The following is a 19,431-nucleotide window of genomic DNA, read 5'->3' on the forward strand; positions in this document are numbered from 1 at the left end:
GCATCGAAACACAGGAGAGGGGTTTGACCTTGATCGGTCTGCTAAGGTAAAGAAACTCGCCCTATGGTGGGCGCTTGTTGCGCTCGGAAGTTGAACGAATGTCAAAAAATACCGTCGATCAGTCTAAAATCAGGAACTTTTCCATCATCGCCCATATCGATCATGGCAAGTCTACGCTTGCCGACCGAATTTTGGATGCGACGCACGCGGTCACAGACCGCGAGAAGAAAGAGCAATTTTTGGACAACATGGATCTTGAGCGTGAACGGGGAATCACGATTAAGGCTCAAACCGTGCGCTTGAGTTTCACGTCCCAAGACGGTCAGACGTATATCTTGAATTTGATCGACACTCCCGGACACGTGGACTTTGCCTACGAAGTTTCTCGCAGCCTTGCGTGTTGCGAAGGCGCTCTCCTGGTTGTGGATTCTTCTCAGGGCGTCGAGGCTCAAACCGTGGCCAACGTCTATATGGCTGTGGATGCGAACCTTGAGATCGTGCCGGTTTTGAACAAGATCGACCTTCCCGCAGCAGATCCCACACGAGTGCGCGCCGAGATTGAAGATGTCATCGGAATTGACGCAAGTGAGGCTGTCGAAGCCAGTGCCAAAGCGGGAATCGGAATCGTTGAGATTCTGGAAGCCATCGTCAAGAATGTTCCCCCACCGACCGGCAACGCCGAAGCTCCGCTCAAAGCGCTGATCTTCGACTCCTGGTTTGATCCCTATCGCGGTGTGATCAACCTTGTACGGGTCATGGATGGCCGTTTGAAGAAGGGGCAAAAGGTTCGGTGGATGGCCAGTGGAGCTGAGTCTGAAGTTCAGGAACTGGGTGTCTATGGGCCTTTCCCGCGACCGGTATCCGAACTGGGCCCCGGAGAGGTAGGTTTTGTTATCTCGATGATTAAAGAGGTTTCAAAGACCAAGATGGGCGATACGCTAACGGGCGTTCAGAACCCAGCGAAGGATCCTTTGCCAGGTTTCAAAGATGTCCAGCCCATGGTGTTTTGCGGTATCTTCCCGACCGATACCAAGGACTATCAGGAACTCCGGGATGCCCTGGACAAACTGGTGCTCAACGACTCGGCGTTCTCCTACGAACCCGAGACCTCGCAGGCGCTAGGCTTTGGCTTCCGCTGTGGATTCCTCGGCCTTTTGCACATGGAAATCGTGCAGGAGCGTCTAGAGCGTGAGTACAACCTTGAATTGATCACCACTGCGCCTTCGGTGATTTACAAAGTCCATCTCAAGGACGGCACTATGGTGGATGTTGAAAACCCATCAAAACTGCCGCCCCTGATGGAGATCGACAAGATCACCGAGCCGTTTATCAAGGCAACCATTCATGTGCCACCAGAGCACGTTGGACCGGTTCTCCAGCTTTGCGAAGAGCGCCGCGGAACTCAAATAGACATGCGCTATTCGGGTATGAGTCGCCTTATTTTGACCTACGAATTGCCGATGAACGAGGTTGTCTTTGACTTCTTCGACCGACTCAAGTCAGTGTCGCGCGGTTACGCGAGTTTTGATTATGAAATGATCGGACACCGTGCGGGAGATCTGGTCAAGCTCGACGTCTTGGTAAACGCAGAACCTGTAGATGCGCTGAGTTTCATCGTACACCGCAGCACTGCGTATGAGCGTGGGAAAGCCGTGTGCAAACGTCTTAAAGAGGTCATTCCTCGTCAGATGTTTGAGGTCCCAATTCAGACCGCGATCGGTACGAAAGTAGTTGCACGCGAGACGATCAAGGCGTACCGAAAGAACGTGACCGCTAAGTGCTACGGTGGTGATATCAGCCGAAAGCGAAAGCTCTTGGAAAAACAAAAGGAAGGCAAGAAGCGCATGAAGCAGGTTGGCTCGGTGGAGATTCCACAAGAGGCTTTCCTTGCGGTGCTAAAAGTCGATCAAGACTGAGGAACGTCATTTGGCCGGTAAAGATGAAAAAAGTCGCTCGTTGAGTGAAATCCGCAGTGTTCTAAAGCGGGTCGAGCGGCATTTGGCTAAGTCGAAGGTCGGCGATGACGTGGCGCGTGATGTCGAAGCGTACGTGGTCAAGCTCAAAGCGGCCATCGAATCCGATAAGACCGGCGGTTTTCGCAAAGACCTGAGCGCATCGAGGCAGGCGGCGAAAGAGCTCGAAGATATTGCGGTCGCGAAGCTTGGTTATAAACCCAAGAGTCCAACCCGCGAGTACGTAGAGTCGATTGGCGTCGCGGTCCTAGTGGCGTTGCTTCTTCGTGCCTTTGTCGTGGAACCGTTTAAGATTCCAACAGGTTCCATGATCCCGACACTGCTCATCGGTGACCATATCTTCGTGAGCAAGTTCACCTATGGTCTTCGGGTTCCATTTACAGAAATCTTCATGGTGGAGTTCGCAAAACCAGCACGCGGCGAAGTGGTGGTTTTCACCTTCCCGGTGAAAGAGGCGCGTGCCCACGTCAAGAATACGCCTCGAGAGCAAGCGTGTATTGACGAGGGCTCCCTTAGAGAACCCAAAGACTTCATCAAACGAATCATCGGTCTGCCTGGCGATGTGATCGAAATTCGAGAGGGGCAACTCTATCTGAATCAGAACCCTCTTCCACGAACGTTGGAATCGCGCACTCCAACAGGTAGCTTTATGGCTCCCGTGTTGACCCAAGAGCGGGAGACGTCGGGTGAATACACCTACACGATTCAGTATCGACGTCCTCACGAAGACTTCGGTCCAGTGAAGGTCAATGAAGGGCACTTCTTCGTCATGGGAGATCACCGAGACGATAGCTCAGACAGCCGTTGTTGGGGACAAGTCCCCATGGAAAATATCAAGGGTCGGGCACTCTTCATTTGGCTCTCTCTAAGTGACCAAGAGGGCGAGTTCATACGCTGGAGCCGGTTCGGCTCGACAATTCACTGAGGCACATATGGATTTGTTGGGAATAGATACTCTCGGTCGCACAGATATCGAGGGCTATTTGTCTCTTGCTTCCCGCTTCGTGGACAAGAACGAAAAGGCCATCACTCCGCCGGAGTTCAGGGATGCGCTACGTGGGGAAGTGGTTGGCTTGATGTTCATGGAGCCGAGCACCCGTACGCGCTCAAGCTTCGAAATCTCTGCGGTAAGACTCGGTGCGCATCCGCTTGTACTGCAGGCTCAGATGTCGAGTATCGAGAAGGGAGAAACGCTCCTTGATACCTGCCAGAACCTCGAAGCGATGGGTGTGGGAGCGTTTGTGATTCGTGACTCACAGCGTGCTCTTCCGTTAAGTATCGCTGAGCGGGTCGAGGCTGCTGTGATCAATGCCGGCAATGGTACCGGTGAACATCCCACCCAGGCTTTGATCGATGCGTTCACACTTACGCGAGCGCTAGGTCGAGAAGATTTGGACGGAGTCCGTGTCGCGATCATCGGCGATGTGTTGCACTCGCGGGTCGCACGAAGCAATGTCTTGGCGCTCTCAAAACTCGGTGCGGATGTCGTACTAGCTGGGCCACCGCAGCTCCTTCCTCGCTCCACGGACGGTTGGAACGCGCAAACCATGACGTCACGCTCCGAGGCTCTAAAGGACGTGGATGCGGTGATTATGCTCAGATTGCAGGTGGAGCGTATGGTCGAGAATCTCGACCTCGACCAGTATGTTCAGGATTGGGGTGTCGACATGTCTGTCGTGGAGACGGAAATGCCGAAGCACGCCTTGATCATGCATCCGGGGCCCGTAATTCGAGGCGTTGAGCTCTCTACCGACGTGGTAGAATCTCACCGCAGTTTGATTCTGAAGCAGACCGGAAACGGTGTCGCGATTCGGCAAGCCGTGTTGTTAAAGGCGTTTGGGAGAGCATGATGTACAAAGCGATTCTGGTTTTGGAAGATGGGACGGTCTACGAGGGGTACTCACAGTTTGAACATGCCCAGAAATACGTCGGCGAATTGGTGTTCAACACCAGCATGACTGGTTATCAAGAGGTGATGACCGACCCATCCTACGCCGGACAAATCGTGATGTTCACCCAGCCTCATGTTGGGAACTATGGCGTCAGTTCCCGCGACAATGAATCGGAAGGGATCAAAGCGGCGGGCCTCGTGGCTCGCGAAGTGTCTATGGTTCCTAGCAATTACCGCTCTGAGTCGAGTTTGACCCAATGGCTTGGCAATGACGACGTTCCGGCATTCTGGGGCATCGATACGCGTGAGTTGACTCGCAGAATTCGGGACAAGGGAGCTCTTTTGGCATGCATCGCAACAGGCGAATCTCTCGACCCTGCGGCGACGTTGAGCTGGCTGAAAGCACAGCCCAAGTACGGTGAGCGTGATTTTGTCTCGGAGGTGAGCGTCAGCGAACCGGTGGCGCTTCGGCTCGAAGGACAGGGCGATCTTGAGAAGGTTTTGACCGGTGAAGCCGGCGGGGCAAAGCATGTGGTGGTTGTGGACTACGGGGTTAAGCGCTCCATTGTTCGAAATCTCCTGCGACGTGGCGTCAACGTCACGCTTGTGCCCAACTCTTACGGCGTAGAGGAAATCGAGCGACTGCGGCCTGACGGGGTGCTTCTCTCGAACGGGCCTGGCGATCCTCAAGTTTTGTCGGCGCAGAGCGAAAAGATTTTGCGTCTAACCGAGCGATGGCCCACCTGGGGCATTTGCCTTGGGCACCAACTCCTCGCGCTCGCCTTTGGCGGAAAGACATACAAGCTAAAGTTTGGCCATCGAGGGCCGAACCAACCTGTGCAGTACTTGCCCACCGGCAAAGTGGAAATGACGAGCCAGAATCACGGTTATGCGGTTTCAGAATTGCCTGAGTTCTTGGAGCTAACCCATATCAATCTCAATGATGAAACGATTGAAGGGTTTCGCCATAAAGACAAGAATGTCGAAGCGGTGCAGTTCCACCCCGAAGCCGGGCCGGGTCCACACGATGCCGAAAACTTCTTCGACAGGTTCTGTGGAGCAATTTGAGCTTTGGTCGGGATTTTTCGGGTGCGTGCTACTCAAGCTAAAGGTATAGTTTGAACAGGTACAGCTCGGAAAGTTCCAAAGACGCCACTCGCGGTGGCTTTCCTAAGTCGGTGTGACCATAGGATGGTCTCGCGCCACGCGAGGGTATGCAGGTGATTTAATGGATTTAGAGTTTTGGGCCGCCACAGACGTCGGTCGAGTCCGTGATCATAACGAAGACAATTTCCTGGTCGATAAGCGTCTGAAGCTCTTTGTCGTATGTGACGGAATGGGTGGTCACGCAGCGGGTGAAGTTGCGAGCGCCATGAGCGTTAAGGTGGTTCGGGAGGTTTTCTCGGCTTCGCGAGAGGTTTTTGAAAAGCTTGACCAAGACCCCGACCACCCTGAAAACCGCAAGGCCGTGTTAGCACTCTGTGAAAGGGCTATCCAAGAGGCTTGTCAGAGGATTTACCACGCGGCACAGGAAGACCAGAGCCGTCGCGGAATGGGTACGACATGTTCTCTGCTTGTACTGCACGATGGGCGAGGCTTTATCGGACATGTTGGCGATTCACGAGTCTATCTCTCGCGAAACAACCAAATCCATCAAATCACCGAAGACCATTCTTTGATTAACGAGATGCTTCGACTCGGTAAGATCAAGCCGGGCGAAGAGCATCTCTTGCCGCACAAGAACGCTGTGACACGTGCCGTGGGCGTCAACGAGTTCGTCGAGGTCGATACCTTCGAGCTCGATGTGTTCTCGGGCGATGAATTCCTTCTCTGCTCCGACGGTCTCTGCGGTTATTTCCATGCCAATGAAGAGATCCTTGGCATGATGGGCCATTCGGATATCCGCGCAGCGACTGAAACCTTCATTCAATTCGCCAACGAGGCGGGTGGAAAAGACAATATCACCACGATTTTGGTTAGGGTTTCTGGCGAGGTTGGCAAGCGCCGCCATATCCAACAAGCCATCGACATCATGCGTCAATCTCCGCTATTCCAGTACCTCGCGTACAAAGAACTCGTGCAGGTCTTGAATCTCTCGGAGAGATTTGAGCTCAAGGCAGGAGATTTGGCGTGCGATGGCAAGTCCAATGATGGGCTTTTTCTGGTGCTGAGTGGGCATCTCGAGGTCGACCGACGAGGGGATAGCCTGGGCGTCTTTTCGGGTGGCTCTCATTTTGGAGACCACGGTTTGGTAGACGAAGACGCGACACCACTTAAGGCCGTGGCGCTGGAACAAAGCCAGATCATGGTGATTAGACGTGGAAGGTTCCTCGAACTCTTGCGTCAAGAGCCGGACCTCGCGGTAAAACTCCTCTGGAATTTCTTGCAGAGCTTTTCGCGCCGTTTACGCGACGCAGAAGCCAGGATTCCAAATTCGGAGCCTGAAGATATGGCGGACTCGACGCCCGCGAGTGGCGTGCTCGTTTTCGAAGAGGACCTGCGCGAGACAGCGACCATCGATACGGATCAAACCATCGATATCAACGCGGCTCGGGAAGAGCTGAGGAACGATTTTAGTCAAGCCCAAGAGGAATCGGTTTCTTTTGGCGGCGAGCCTCTGGATCCTGACGCAACGCTTGCACCTGGGTCACTTGCTCCAAACCTCTCTTCGGTGAAGGAAGAGAATACGGTGGATTGGGATGGACTCGAGGCCCTTATTTCATCAGGAGATGACGATGAGGAAGACCTTCGTAAAACCGTTCGGATCGATGAGCTAAAGTCTAGGGATGACGCGAAGTTTTCGGGGATTTCAGGAGAGTCCGTAGTCAAGGATAACTTGCCTCGAGCCCAAGTCCTCAAACGGACCAAGCTCACCGGTGATACCGCCACCGAAACCAACCTCGCCGAGCGTCTGAAGGAAAAGCGTGCCAATTTGAAGAAGTCGGATCGGAGCTAATAGAATGAAAATTCTTATTCTGCTTACGATGCTCGTCTTGGTGTCCTGCCAAACCCGAGAGATTGGGAGCGTAGCGAGCACCGATAAGAAGCTCGTTTTTTCAGATGACTTTGAACGCGCAGATCTTGGCGAGAACTGGGTGAGAGGCTCTGGCGAGGGCGGACCGGGTCAATGGACGATCAAAGATGGATGGGTGGCCGGCGATCGCATAAAGAACGACCCTTTGTGGTACCGCGCGGCTTTGCCGGCCAAAGTTCGCGTGGAGTTCGACGCGCGTTCGCGTTCGGCCGATGGTGACCTAAAGTTCGAGATTTTTGGAGACGGAGATCGACACGAGTCAGGTTATATCGTGGTCTTGGGCGGCTGGAAAAACAGCCTTGATATCGTGGCTCGACTCGATGAGCACGGAGAAGATCGGCTCGAACAACCCACGATGAAGGTAGAGGCGAACAAAGTTTATAAGATTGCGGCTGAACGTGTTGACTCCGAGATTCGCATTTTTGTGGATGGGCGTTTGCACATGACCTATGCCGACGAGATTCCTCTCAAGGGTGCCAAACACAGATTTTTCGCCTTCAACGACTGGATGGTCCCAGTCGAGTTCGACAGCTTTCGTGTTTATGAACTTCAATGACGAACCGTTCGGCTTGGGGTAGACTCCAGAAAACTTGGTGGTTTCGTTTTAATTTGTCCAGGGCCCTCTTGGCCTGAATGTAGTGCAGGGAACGATGGAAACTCGTACCATTTTGCAGATCGTGCTTGGGGTGATTGTCACACTTATCGTGGCGTTGGGTGGATTCATTATCTACCAGCTTACAAGAGAAGCTGAGACCGTGGTGGTCAAGGAGATCATCGAGCCAGAGGTCGAGGAGCGCATCAACCCCTGGGCGGACAAAGGTGAAGCTGCAATATCCCTCGTTAAGCGACTAGAGGTGGTGCAACCACTCATCCCGAAAAAGGAAGAGCCCAAACCGAAGTCACGGCGCAAACGAAAAGTCGAGGAGGAGGTCGAGCTTCCTCCGGTGACTTTCGACGAGGCATTTGCCAACGAAGAATTCGTGAAGTCGGTGCTCGGTGTTTCGGCCGAGGCCGTAGGTTGGGAGTCGCAATGGTGGGAAGAGACCAAGTTCGGACCACATTTCTTCATGGTGCGATTCGCGTTTAAGGACGGCGATATCAAACTAGGACCGGAGTGGATCGTTGACCTCAAGAATCGCAAGGTGGTTCCAAAGAACCTTCTTGCTCAAGTTGTCCAGAACCCAACCGAGGGTGTTAAGTCCGAGTATTACGGCAAGAATCAGCAGATTGTTTCAGCGATTGGCAACCACCGGTTTGAATCGCGAATGTCGCTTGCGGGCGCATTATTGCTTTATTTTGAGCAGCGAGCGGACTCTCAAAGTGATGACACCATCATCGGATGGACCATCAATCACGAGCGTGGAAACCTCTTTAAGGCGTATTTTCAGTGGTTGGAGAACAACGAATCAACCTACGCCGAGTTTGAGTTTGATTTCGACCGTAAGGCACTCAAGCCGATCAATCTGCAAGCGGCGAATCTGATGAACGTAGGCGAAGATTTCGATCGTCAAAGGGTGTCGATCATGCCGATGACCTACAATGCTTCGGCTCCGAACCCAGCAAATCGTTGGATTGATGGTGCACGCAAGCAATGCCGAAAACCTGCGAACAAACCTGGTTGCGATGCTCTCGCGACAATCTTCGACCAGAAAGAGGTCGTCGAGACACTTGAGTGGCTCTTGACCGCTCAAGCAAATACCGCCGATGAGTTCGAAGAGTGCAAGAAGAAGCGCGAGTGCCGCTGGATTCCTTCGCCAAAATCAGGTTCGGAGTTCAACGTGAAGTACGCCTTCAATTTGAAGGGCAAGGAGCAAAACGTGTCCTGGGATGTCGATTTGAAGTCGAACGAAATCAAACCGGCCGATCGTGTCAGCAAACTTGCGTTGAGTGTGATTCGTGCACGTTGAAGAGATGGATTTGCCCGACGCGATCTCCAGAGAGGCGCCTCGAAACTCAAAGCGTATTTGGGTGCATAATCTGGGCGATGACTCCGACCAACCCGTCCGGTATTTTGTATACGCCGATATGTTGGAAGCCCTGGTGGATTCGGCGCGACAGCTAGGTTCTAGCTGCGCCGTCCTACACGGAAATTTTGGGGTCGACCCAGACGGTGGGTTTGTTGAGATTTCCGGTTTTGAGAATTTGGGCCCGTGCGAGGCGCCAACCGTTAAACACGCGCGAGAACAGACGGATGAGTGGATCTTTGACTCCAATCAGGGACGACCGCTGCTCGGGCTCTTTTACTGCCTTCCAGACAGCGAAGCACTGCTCAGCGAAGAGCTCGGTCGAATCTTCCTGAGCCTTCTGAATGTTCCTTTTCAGGTGATTGCTGTTTTCGACCCCAACTCCCAGAGGTTTGGGCTCTACACGAGGCTTCCGCGCGGCAAGTTTCGGAATATGGCAATTCGCTGGGTTAAAGAACGCCCATAGTGGTTGTGACTTGATGGGGGAATCTCAACGGAGTAGATCGTCCGTGTGAGTATGACCAAAATTAGGAGAAAAGATGTTCGAAATCATTGATATTTCAGCGCGTGAGATTCTGGACAGTCGCGGCAACCCGACCGTCGAGTGTGACGTTTACTTGGATGGCGGATCCGTAGGGCGTGCCGCTGTTCCAAGCGGTGCGTCGACCGGCGAGTTTGAAGCGACTGAGCTCCGCGACGGCGATAAAGGGCGCTACCTTGGAAAGGGCGTTCAAAAGGCAGTTCAGAACGTTCGCGAAACCATTGCGAACGAGCTCTTGGGATTTGACGCCTCGAATCAGCGCGGCTTGGACTCGCTCCTTTTGGAGCTCGACGGTACACCCAATAAATCCAAGTTAGGCGCGAACGCGTTGCTCGCTGTGAGCTTGGCCTCGGCTCGGGCGGCTGCGGAGCTATACGGCATGCCGCTCTACCGCTACATCGGTGGCGCAGGTGCTCACGTCCTGCCGGTTCCGATGATGAATATCATCAATGGTGGCTCTCACGCCGACAACTCCATCGACTTCCAAGAGTTCATGATTGTTCCGGTGGAAGCTCCAAGTATCGCGGAGGCTATTCGATGTGGAGCCGAGGTTTTTCATCACCTCAAGGCAGTCCTGAAGAAAGATGGCCATATCACCAGCGTGGGCGATGAAGGCGGCTTCGCGCCCAACCTTGGGTCGAATCGCGAAGCACTTGATTTCATTCTGCGCGCCATCGAGTCCGCAGGCTACGCACCAGGTAAGGATGTGGTCTTGGCGCTCGACGTTGCCGCGAGTGAGTTCTACGACAAGGCTTCACAAAAGTACGTCCTCGCAGGCGAAGGCAAGGAGCTGACTTCTTTGGAAATGGTCGACTTCTACGAGTCTCTGATCGGCGACTATCCGATTGTGTCCATTGAAGATGGGCTCGACGAAAACGATTGGGCAGGCTGGAAGGTTCTTACCGACCGCTTGGCTTCTCGCCTCCAGATTATGGGCGATGACCTCTTTGTGACGAACACTGAACGCCTGGCGCGTGGCATTCGTGAGGGTGTTGGAAACTCGATCTTGGTGAAGCTCAATCAAATCGGGACTCTGACTGAGACCCTCGATGCGATCGATCTAGCCCACCGAAATGGCTACACCACGGTTATCTCGCATCGTTCCGGAGAAACCTCTGACACCACGATTGCGCAGGTCGCTGTTGCCGTCGGAAGTGGCCAAATTAAGACTGGAAGCCTGTCTCGATCCGACAGGGTTGCTAAGTATAACGAGCTTCTACGCATTGAAGAGGAGCTCGGCTCAAGCGCCCGATATCCCGGGAAATCTGCATTTAGGCAGAAATTCTAGATTAGTCTGCACAAAATCCTTTTGAATATCCGACCAAGGTTTTGTGTCGAATCTCGTGCAAGGTCCTAGAAAGGCACGTAATCGAGAATAGGAGTTCAAAATGGATAATCAGCGAAATCATTGGTCACCTAAGGCGGGGAGAGTTTTACGACTCGTCGGCCTTATTTCCGCGCTCTTTTTCACGGCGTGCGGAGGATGCGGCGACAAGGGCGAAACAGATGTGACGTGCGACGACGGACCATGTCCGGTCGCATGTACCACGAACGCGGACTGTACAGATGGCGCCTGCCATCTCGGCTATTGTGTAGATACATGTGCTATCGACGGTGATTGCGCCGAAGGTACCGTGTGTTCACGCGACCGATTCTGCGTACTGCCTGACGATCCCGGGCAATGCACCCTGGATAGTGATTGCCTCTCGAGGCGATGCGATGACGGCATGTGCGCACCTGCTCGTAGATGCGACGAGGATACTCAGTGCTTCGAAGGCGAGTTCTGTACCGTTGAGGGTGTGTGTGTTCCAAGCTGTTCACAAAACGTCGAGTGTGGCGTCGAAGAGGTCTGCCAGGACGGTCGTTGTGTCGTTGGTGGTGAATGTACCCAAGACGCTGAATGTGGCGTTGGCGGTGCCTGCGTTGATGGCTCGTGTGCGATCGCATGTGGCGATGACGAAGAATGTGGCCAGGATGGTGCGTGCTTCAGGGGTCAATGCAGCAGCGGCTGTGACGAGACCTCATGCGGCGACGACGCGGTATGCTGGAGAGGCGTTTGTGTAGACGCGGATCCAACAAATCCAAGCGTACCTGCGCCGAACACCGACCCTACAAACCCGAACACCAATAACCCAGATCCAAACAACCCGGACCCGAATAATCCAGATCCAAACAACCCGGACCCTAACAATCCGGATCCGAATAACCCAGATCCGAACGACCCGAACCCGGACAACGCTCAAGAGTGCTCGAGTGCGAATGAGTGCGCTACAAATGAGCGGTGTGAGGACGGAAAGTGTGTGATCGACGATATCTGTACGACAGATACGCAATGTGGTCCTGGTGCTTATTGCAACCGCGGCACTTGCCGGCTCGGGTGTAACGACAATGCAGATTGTCGAGATGGCGAGACATGCGGCGCTGATAACAAGTGTGTGGCCAACACGCCTGTGGACCTCAGCTGCTCTTCAACTGCCGATTGTGGTCCTTGTGAGACCTGTATCGGCGGCCAATGCGAAGTCGTAGCTGTGGTCTGTGTGACGGACTCACAATGCGGAATCGAGAAGGGTTGCCTTGACGGATTCTGCCACTTCGAGTGTTCAACTAACGCGGATTGCCCATTCAGCCATTCGTGCCAGTCCGGCATCTGTCAGGCAGATGCGACACTGCCCGCTGAATGTACGGCGAACTCCGAGTGCGCGCAGAACGAGACGTGCGTCAACGGTCTTTGCTTCAGCGAGTGTACGTCTGACACACAGTGCGGAGACATGATGATGTGTAACCAAGGTGTGTGTGAGCCCGACTTCCGCCGCGGTATCGAATGTTACCGAAGCGCGGATTGTGGCGGGGAAGGCGTCTGTGTGGACGGACTTTGCACGGTTGCGTGTGACGGAAACTCCGAGTGTCGCACAGGTACATGTGACCTGGGTTACTGCACCCGCTAATCTCCGAATCTCGATTACTTGCCTCGAACGCACGCCTAACTTAACGTAGGCGTGCGTTCTTCTTTTGGTCAAAGTGATGAGTAAACTGATCGTCTTGATGTTGGGGCTTTTGTTGCCATGTGTGGCGTGGGCCGACCTCTATAAGTATCGAGGCAAAGACGGTGAAATCATCATTACGACTGAAAAGCGCTCGGACTTGAAATTGATCGAAGTGATCAGCTCTGGTGGTTCCAAGGGCAGCACGAGCAAAACAAGTGCGGCCCCGGGCTCGAAAAAGGCCAAGAACCAAGAAGCGGCCCAGCGTATTGCCGAGAGTTCGAAGTCTCGCTCCGATAACGTGATTTTGCCCGTTAGAGAGCGACAAAGCGCATACGATGACATCATTCGAGAAGCTGCCGAAGCCTACAACGTTCCGTTTGGTTTCGTGAAAGCTGTGATTCGTATCGAAAGCAATTTTAACCCGAATGCGATTAGCCATGCCGGTGCCATGGGGCTCATGCAACTGATGCCCAGAACGGCCGAGGCTATGAACGTGCGGGATCCCTTCGACCCTCGGCAGAATATCTTCGGTGGTGCGAAATTCCTGCGAATCCTCACGGATCGCTATCACGGGGACATCAATCTGATCTTGGCGGCGTACAATGCAGGGGATGCTGCCGTTGCAAGGTATAGCGGTATTCCCTATCCGCAGACGAGAGGGTATGTAGCAGCGGTGTATAAGTGGTACCTGGAATACAACGCTGAAGAGGTCGAGCCTTGAGCAAGAGCACCATCCGTCAGGACATTGTCAACATTCCCAATCTCTTGACTCTCTTCCGGATCGCCTTGATTCCGGTGGTTTGTTGGTTGATCTATGATGGGACTCCGATCTCATGTCTGTGGGCGTTCTTCTTCTTTTGGGTCGCGAGCGTCACAGATTGGCTCGATGGCTATATTGCTCGAAAGCAAAATCTCGTGAGCATTACGGGGAAGTTCTTGGATCCGCTCGCGGACAAACTTCTGGTGATGGCCTCATTGATCATGCTGGTGGGGCTAGGGCGAGTTCCCGGTTGGATCGTCATACTCTTGCTCTCCCGTGAAATTACGATCACAAGTCTGCGAGCTCTCGCAAGCTCCGAAGGGATGGTCATCGCAGCAGGAGAGGGCGGAAAAATGAAGACTGCACTGCAGATGGTCGGGCTGATCGGATTGCTGGTGCATTTCACCTACGAGGTGAATTGGGGATTCATTTCCGCGAAGGTCAATTTTCATATTCTCGGCCTCTGGCTGATCATCGTTTCGCTCTTCTTCAGCATCGGTAGTGCAGTCGACTACTTCCGCGGGTTCGCGAGTGCTTTGGATTCGCGAACTAGCAACGTTTAGTGGCGTATTTCCGGTTGTAAAATGAGTTGGATGGGGTAAAAAGCTTGCGCTCCGCGGAATATTTTTCAGTCTGGACCCGCTTTCCACTCTGCGTCCGCGGGAGTGTTGTGCCTGGCGCGACGTCGACCCCCCACGACGTAAGTCGTTTTATTCGAGAGTGAAAAATGCGTTTGTACGGTGGCCAAGTTCCCCTCATCGCCGAAGAGATCCTTCGAGTCCTGGTGCGTTCCGGTGACTTAGAAGTAGCGGATGAGAATGTGCCCGAAGTCGAAGTCGATATTCAATCGGTGCTAAAAGAATATATCCGAATGGACCGTGAGCTCACTTCTAAGGCCCGCGACGAGGCTTCTCGCTCCGGCGTGAGTATGATGCGTATCAAGCGTCAACTCGCCAAGGAGAAGAGCTTTGAGGTCGGTGAGGATGCGATGGGATACATCATTGACCAACTCATTGAGACATTCCTCCACTCGCATCACGTTGAAGAAGTCTTCAGCGAAGACCACGATCTCAGAAAACGTATCCGTCCCATTCTCAAGCGGCACATGGCTGTCGATGAAGAACTTGATCGCGAAGTTAGGGACAAGATCAAGAACCTCGAAGAAGGTTCGAAGACTTGGGAGCAGGAGTACCAGAAGGTCATGGGTAGCGTGAAGCGGAACAAAGGGCTCGAGTAGGCCTCAATTGGTCTGGTATCTGTCCTTGTTCTTCTTCCACCATTTCGACCAATACGCTTCTAGCTTGTGTCCATCGAGCTGTTCGAGTGGTGACCAGCGTCCGCTGATCTCTCGAAGCGTCCTATTGATATTGTAAACCATAAACTCGGGGGCGTCTGGCAAGAGCCTGATTAGCTCTCCAATATTGGCTGGTTCTAGGTGGGCGTGTTTGAACCCCATGCTCTGAAGTCCCGTCAAAAGCCAAATCTCGCGCCCAACTTGAGCGTTCGCCTGCATCCACTCTCGCCACTTTGCAATCTCGGTTTCTCGGGCCTTTTGGTCCTGCAGATTGGAATCTGTGGTGGCTCCGACCAGTGAAATGCGTTCCACGATCTTGAGAAGCTCGGCGGCCACGAGCTCTGGCTGGCTTTCAGCCTCATCAAGGAGTGGTTCGAGGAGGTCTGGCTCCATGAAGTGAATCAACGAACGCGCGGCCATGATTCTCTCCGTCTCGGAAAGGCCTGTGTTGCGCACTCGGGCTAGAGCGAAGTCCTTGACTTCTGGAGCCATGCTGCGGCGCAAAACGGAATAGGCTAGGGCACGCTGCTCGTCGGTCTCTGCCTCGTCTACTATGAACTCCATGAGGCGTGAAAGAACGCCACCGGACCATGGCCACGCATTGTGAATGGCGTAAAGTGAGGCATCTTTGATAGCTGGGTCCGTCGCGTCCAGACCCCAATGTGCTGCTACATCTGCCAGAAACGGTGAAGAGATGGACTTCAGGTGCTCGAGAATCGCAATCTTCTCCTCGGCTGACCCTTGCTCAAATCCACGGCTCATCTCCATTGCGTGAGCCAAGAGGCTTGGCTCCGACCATTCACCCCATTCCCAAGATGGACCCCCTTCGAGGCAGCCTTGAAGCCGATCGTCGGGCTGACAGGCGATCCTCAGATGGAAGTGGTCGTCGTGGGGCAATGCATCGTGGGGCTGATGCAAAACGTCTGAGGCCATGGCAATGAGCCACGCGGGCTCTCCCAATGTTTGAGCGTGTTCCAGAAGCATTGCCTTCAGGCCGAGACTGATGAAGAGGTACTGAATTTGAACACCGCTTTGTAAGAGCCCTTTGACCACGGCCCAATTTCTTTCGACGTCAAACTTAAGGTGAGGCATCGCCGGCGGGATGCCCGAATCGTCGAACTTCAAAAGTTCGGGAGCAGGGACGGATTGGCCGGTCTCGTCCAACACGTAGAAGGCCAAATCTGCGTCTCTGCCTGAATTGTGAGAGCGGCTCCACGGGATGTCTCCACCACGCGAACGGCTAAGGTTGCCAATCATCAAAGGTGCCCCTTGATGAGTTTCGTTCACAAAGGCAGCCGCGCTCTTGATTGCATGGATGAGCTCTGGTGTACCCCAACGTGTACCGTAACCTTGATGTCGGTCGAAGATTCGATAACCAACGCCAGTGGTGGGAAGTTCCGTGCCTTGATTGAGGTTTCCGTCGGAAACACTTCCGCGTGATGCCGAAGCCCTCGCAGGCACCTCAGATTTTAGCCACTTAGTCCATTGAGGGACTGAGACCACGGTTTGTGAGCCACCGGACCAACGTGCAGCCTTGATTTGTGCGGATTTCATGGCAACCTGCGCGAGTTCGAACGCGGGTTTTGCCTCTTCGACCGGAGCAGGGGGCCGGTAGGGTGCGAAATGGTTTGGTGGAAGCGCCATGGCGGCTCCACTCCACAACACCCCAAACGCTAGAACGACGTATCTCATAAGCAAGTGCTCCATCGCACTTCTGGTATTTTAACCGCGAACTCGTTGGCTAAGCAAATGAATCACAAAAATTCCATGTCCCTTGTGCCATTCTGGATTGCAGTCATCCTGGCAAACCTCTTCATTGCTGGGCTTGCCTACTGGAGGCTCGCTGGGCTGCCAGACATCCCGATACGCCTTTCGGATGAGTTGGTGGTGGAGGCGTTGAGCGAGGAGCTCGAGCCGGGGGAATCTGGAATGGTTCTAGTTCGAGGGGATCGAGTTACGACCGTAGCGGGTCAGGCGGTCGAAAAGCTCTCGGACCTCGTGCTGATTTCGAAAAGCCTCTCCAAGGCCCAGGGTGACGAGTTCAAACGTCTGGACTATCAGGCCATTCGTCCGCTCCATCGCTTTTCGCTGACCTTAACCGGTGCCCCGGAAGACGCGCGTACTCTACCAGCTGGGGTAGAGCCGACCGATGTGTTGATAGAGGTAGATGGCAGAACCCTGCCGGGGAAAGTGGGAACAGAAGGCCTTCGAAGCATCATCGCGAGTCGGCCACAAGCTTTGCTTGGATTGGAGCGCGAGAACGCTGTTTTCACAGGGAGCATGCGTGTCGAACAAGGCAATTTCCATTTCGTGTGGATATTGGGGTTCATTCTCTCCGGGCTGATGAGCTTTGTGCTCTGGAGGTTTCATCACGAGAAGACGCCAGAAGTCTTTCCGTTGCTGATCGGTTGCCAATCCATACTTTTGGCGGCCACTTTCATCATCGTGTTCAAATTCAATTGGGTTACGAGCGATATGATGCTCGCTGGGCTTGTTGGTGCAGGCATGATCCTGTGTAGACCCGTTGCCTATATTGGCCACTCGTGGGTGGAAAACGGGCGCGCAACCAGCGGAACCTGGGCGGCCCTGACGCTCTCACTGCTAAGTTGTATTGCAGTTTGGGTAACCCTTGGAATCGACGTCTTAAGTCCACGCCGCGCGCTCATGCTCGCGGGGACCATTGGGTTCTTCTTCATCTTTTATGAACTCGTGGCAGGTTTTTCGGGTTCCGGCCGGAGTGATTCAAAGACCGAAAGGAGCATGTATCTCGTCGGCATCATCGTGATCACCGTGATTGCGAGCTTAATCTCGTTCCTTCTCAATCCTGTGGCATTTTCCGAGATTGTTTGGGTCGGTTTTGTGGTGGCCGTTCTAGGCCTCATGTGGACTGGCGATGTGATTGTTGCGCTGCGAGGACCCGGTCTGAGCGAGCTCGATGAGTTGAGAAGTCAGGAGCTTCGACGCTCACGAATTGAGAATTATCTTGGCGGACTTCGTGACGAGTTGCCTGGGTGCAAGTTCCGATTTGTGGTGCTTCAAGGTGAAACATCCGTCGTGATTGGGGAGGGACTCGGCGGTTTTGAGGTGCGTCAAGCAGACCGAGCGCTCCACGACGCGGCGAGCATCCTCGTAGAGGAGGCGGACGGGGTTCCTTCAAATGGTCTTGGGGAATCGCCCATCGTGGGCATTGCGAAAACGATGCACATGCCGGTGTTTACGGAGCTCTCTTCTCCCGAGGGAGGTCTTGAGGTTCCGAACATCCACATCATTTTGAGTGCGGCGTGGGTGTCTCGAGGTGCAGACCCGATGCCGGAATGTCCGATCGAACTCGTACAAAAGGCACAATCAAGCTTGGACGACGTACTTTGGGCAGCCCTCGTTCTGGAGGCATTTTCCATCGAACGTGGCGAGAATGCTGGACCTTTGCCGACAATCGACCCAAAGCGAGTTCAGGAGCTGGAAGGCCAAGTTCAAGGCTACGAAGACGAGCTCAAGGCTGCTCAAGAGCGAGAAGAAGATTTGCATGTTCGACTCGATGCGCACCGTAGTCAGTCGTTCCAAGATCTGGCTCCTAGCGTGCTCAGAATGAACGAACTCCTCGAGCCAGGTTTGATTGACGCGCTCGACTATCTCCTAAAGTCCAAAGAGCCGATTATTTTCGCGGGGGCGTGGGGCAGCGGAAAGAGGTTTACGGCAGCATGCGCCGTGCATTTGGACCAGAAGTTCGAGCAAAGGGCAATCTGTCTGGACGTCTCGCATTACCTCGACTCCGGGCGTCCAGATTCCGACGCTTTTCCTGAACAACTCTTTCTCGCGGCGGAGGGCGGGGCGCTATTTGTAGAGTCCGCTAGACTCTTGAGCGCCCATCAGTTGAAGGCTTTGACGCATCGAGCCAAAGAGCGCGGATTTCGGCTTCTGCTCTCGTTTGACGATCCTAAGGCTGAGTCCCGTTCCGTGCTCGATGCCTATCCCGATGAAGTGAAAAGCGCGTTAGCGGACCGCGAAGTCGTGATTCCTTCGTTCCATCGACGCGAAGTTCGCTCTGCGATTGTTCAGTATCTCGTAGCAAGCGCTGCAGATGCGCTCGATAAGGAAATCGTGGGCGTTGCCTCCGATGCGATGGAGCTATTGCTCGAGTGGAAATTCGTAGGCGAAATTGCCGAATGTAGGACTTTAATCTGGTCAGCGGTCTCGCGGGCGAACAAAGAGGTTTTAGACGCCGAAGATCTGGGTTTTGCGCAATAAATGCGCGGGTTGAAAGGGATCGCAAGAAAGTGATTCTTATGTCATAAAGTGAGTCGACGTACTCAACTAGATAGAAACGATGCCAAAAAGAAATTCAACAGTCCGGCGCTCAGAAATCATTGACGCGCTCTTGAGGGTGATGGCGGATAGGGGATGGGCCAACGCAACGGTGAACCGCATCGCTGCGGAGGCGAACATCACACCCGGCCTGATTCATTATCATTTCCAAAACAAACAAGAGATTCTTGTGGAGTTGGTTCGCCGACTCGAGGAAGAGCACGAGTCCCGCATCGAACACTTGGCGCGAGCTGGAACCCCCACGGAACGGGTAAAGACTATGGTGATGGGCTATCTCAAGACTTCTCCAGCTCGCGGGGACGCTGAGGCGGTCGCAACTTGGGTCACGATTACCGCTGAGTCTATTCGGCAGCCTGAGGTTCGAGACGCTTTCGGCGACGCGGTGATGCGGTGGATGGAACCGATGAGGCAGGCCATTGAAGATGGCTTAAAGACGGGCGAGTTTGATACCGGTGGTTTATCACCGGAGGCCTGTGCTGCGGCAGTTTTGGCGTGTGTGCAAGGTTATTACAACTTGGGCGTTACCGTTCGGGAAGCTGTTCCGAAGGGTTCTGCCGTATCGTGCGCACTTAGGATGGTGGCTGGGATGTTGAGGATCAGCGATTTCGATAGCTTTGTAGCCGAATAGACCGTTGAAGATAGAAAACTAAAAAGGGCTCACACAGGA

16 protein-coding genes are annotated in these 19,431 nt (G+C 53.8%); 15 read left to right on the top strand and 1 reads right to left on the bottom strand.

Features of this window, described 5'->3' with window-relative positions:
* Positions 1–98: 98 nt before the first annotated feature.
* From lepA to FRD01_RS01295, 13 genes are all read left to right on the top strand, one after another.
* A complete protein-coding gene (gene lepA, locus FRD01_RS01225; protein WP_146956883.1) occupies positions 99–1,916 on the top strand; it encodes a translation elongation factor 4 in 1,818 nt (605 codons plus the stop codon).
* 40 nt (positions 1,917–1,956) lie between these two features.
* Positions 1,957–2,898: a signal peptidase I gene (lepB, locus tag FRD01_RS01230; RefSeq protein ID WP_249755908.1), complete on the top strand. Its 942-nt coding sequence runs from the start codon at positions 1,957–1,959 to the stop codon at positions 2,896–2,898.
* Positions 2,899–2,905: 7 nt separating this feature from the next.
* On the top strand, positions 2,906–3,823 hold the full coding sequence (locus FRD01_RS01235) for an aspartate carbamoyltransferase catalytic subunit (RefSeq protein ID WP_146956885.1): 918 nt from the start codon (positions 2,906–2,908) through the stop codon (positions 3,821–3,823).
* The gene (gene carA / locus FRD01_RS01240; protein ID WP_249755909.1) at positions 3,820–4,932 is read left to right on the top strand and encodes a glutamine-hydrolyzing carbamoyl-phosphate synthase small subunit; all 1,113 of its coding nucleotides are present in this window, start codon (positions 3,820–3,822) and stop codon (positions 4,930–4,932) included. Before FRD01_RS01235 ends, carA begins: the two co-directional genes overlap by 4 nt.
* A gap of 160 nt (positions 4,933–5,092) precedes the next feature.
* Positions 5,093–6,820, top strand: coding sequence for a Stp1/IreP family PP2C-type Ser/Thr phosphatase (locus tag FRD01_RS01245; RefSeq protein WP_146956887.1), 1,728 nt, complete (start codon positions 5,093–5,095; stop codon positions 6,818–6,820).
* A 4-nt stretch (positions 6,821–6,824) separates the two neighbouring features.
* Positions 6,825–7,454, top strand: coding sequence for a hypothetical protein (locus FRD01_RS01250; RefSeq protein ID WP_146956889.1), 630 nt, complete (start codon positions 6,825–6,827; stop codon positions 7,452–7,454).
* Between the two features lie 94 nt (positions 7,455–7,548).
* Positions 7,549–8,805, top strand: coding sequence for a hypothetical protein (locus FRD01_RS01255; RefSeq protein ID WP_146956891.1), 1,257 nt, complete (start codon positions 7,549–7,551; stop codon positions 8,803–8,805).
* A complete protein-coding gene (locus FRD01_RS01260) occupies positions 8,795–9,328 on the top strand; it encodes a hypothetical protein (protein WP_146956893.1) in 534 nt (177 codons plus the stop codon). The genes FRD01_RS01255 and FRD01_RS01260 overlap by 11 nt, the downstream gene beginning before the upstream one ends.
* A gap of 73 nt (positions 9,329–9,401) precedes the next feature.
* Positions 9,402–10,691 (top strand): phosphopyruvate hydratase, encoded by a 1,290-nt coding sequence (gene eno, locus FRD01_RS01265; protein ID WP_146956895.1) that lies wholly within the window; start codon positions 9,402–9,404, stop codon positions 10,689–10,691.
* Between the two features lie 100 nt (positions 10,692–10,791).
* Entirely contained in the window at positions 10,792–12,348 is a 1,557-nt protein-coding gene (locus FRD01_RS24095) for a DUF7107 domain-containing protein (protein ID WP_249755910.1), read from the top strand.
* A 76-nt stretch (positions 12,349–12,424) separates the two neighbouring features.
* Entirely contained in the window at positions 12,425–13,108 is a 684-nt protein-coding gene (locus FRD01_RS01285) for a lytic transglycosylase domain-containing protein (protein WP_249755911.1), read from the top strand.
* Positions 13,105–13,710, top strand: a complete 606-nt coding sequence (pgsA, locus tag FRD01_RS01290) for a CDP-diacylglycerol--glycerol-3-phosphate 3-phosphatidyltransferase (protein ID WP_146956903.1) — start codon at positions 13,105–13,107, stop codon at positions 13,708–13,710. The genes FRD01_RS01285 and pgsA overlap by 4 nt, the downstream gene beginning before the upstream one ends.
* 164 nt (positions 13,711–13,874) lie before the next feature.
* Positions 13,875–14,384, top strand: coding sequence for a DUF507 family protein (locus FRD01_RS01295; protein ID WP_146956905.1), 510 nt, complete (start codon positions 13,875–13,877; stop codon positions 14,382–14,384).
* Between the two features lie 3 nt (positions 14,385–14,387).
* Here the strand turns inward: FRD01_RS01295 and FRD01_RS01300 are convergent, their stop codons facing one another.
* Positions 14,388–16,133: a penicillin-insensitive murein endopeptidase gene (locus FRD01_RS01300; protein WP_249755912.1), complete on the bottom strand. Its 1,746-nt coding sequence runs from the start codon at positions 16,131–16,133 to the stop codon at positions 14,388–14,390.
* A 57-nt stretch (positions 16,134–16,190) separates the two neighbouring features.
* Between FRD01_RS01300 and FRD01_RS01305 the strand changes: the two genes are divergently transcribed.
* Both FRD01_RS01305 and FRD01_RS01310 read left to right on the top strand, forming a co-directional pair.
* Positions 16,191–18,686 (top strand): acyltransferase, encoded by a 2,496-nt coding sequence (locus tag FRD01_RS01305; RefSeq protein WP_146956909.1) that lies wholly within the window; start codon positions 16,191–16,193, stop codon positions 18,684–18,686.
* Between the two features lie 79 nt (positions 18,687–18,765).
* Positions 18,766–19,392 carry a TetR/AcrR family transcriptional regulator gene (locus FRD01_RS01310; RefSeq protein ID WP_146956911.1) on the top strand — a complete coding sequence of 209 codons (627 nt, stop codon included), beginning with the start codon at positions 18,766–18,768 and terminating at the stop codon, positions 19,390–19,392.
* Positions 19,393–19,431 lie beyond the last annotated feature (39 nt).

Origin of the sequence: Microvenator marinus, assembly GCF_007993755.1 — a bacterium.
GTDB lineage: Bacteria > Myxococcota_A > Bradymonadia > Bradymonadales > Bradymonadaceae > Allomicrovenator > Allomicrovenator marinus.

Coding starts and splice junctions, on each gene's coding strand:
- lepA (WP_146956883.1), top strand. CDS start 99: ATGTCAAAAAATACCGTCGATCAGTCTAAAATCAGGAACTTTTCCATC.
- FRD01_RS01235 (WP_146956885.1), top strand. CDS start 2,906: ATGGATTTGTTGGGAATAGATACTCTCGGTCGCACAGATATCGAGGGC.
- carA (WP_249755909.1), top strand. CDS start 3,820: ATGATGTACAAAGCGATTCTGGTTTTGGAAGATGGGACGGTCTACGAG.
- FRD01_RS01245 (WP_146956887.1), top strand. CDS start 5,093: ATGGATTTAGAGTTTTGGGCCGCCACAGACGTCGGTCGAGTCCGTGAT.
- FRD01_RS01250 (WP_146956889.1), top strand. CDS start 6,825: ATGAAAATTCTTATTCTGCTTACGATGCTCGTCTTGGTGTCCTGCCAA.
- FRD01_RS01255 (WP_146956891.1), top strand. CDS start 7,549: ATGGAAACTCGTACCATTTTGCAGATCGTGCTTGGGGTGATTGTCACA.
- eno (WP_146956895.1), top strand. CDS start 9,402: ATGTTCGAAATCATTGATATTTCAGCGCGTGAGATTCTGGACAGTCGC.
- FRD01_RS24095 (WP_249755910.1), top strand. CDS start 10,792: ATGGATAATCAGCGAAATCATTGGTCACCTAAGGCGGGGAGAGTTTTA.
- FRD01_RS01285 (WP_249755911.1), top strand. CDS start 12,425: ATGAGTAAACTGATCGTCTTGATGTTGGGGCTTTTGTTGCCATGTGTG.
- FRD01_RS01295 (WP_146956905.1), top strand. CDS start 13,875: ATGCGTTTGTACGGTGGCCAAGTTCCCCTCATCGCCGAAGAGATCCTT.
- FRD01_RS01300 (WP_249755912.1), bottom strand. CDS start 16,133: ATGAGATACGTCGTTCTAGCGTTTGGGGTGTTGTGGAGTGGAGCCGCC.
- FRD01_RS01305 (WP_146956909.1), top strand. CDS start 16,191: ATGAATCACAAAAATTCCATGTCCCTTGTGCCATTCTGGATTGCAGTC.
- FRD01_RS01310 (WP_146956911.1), top strand. CDS start 18,766: ATGCCAAAAAGAAATTCAACAGTCCGGCGCTCAGAAATCATTGACGCG.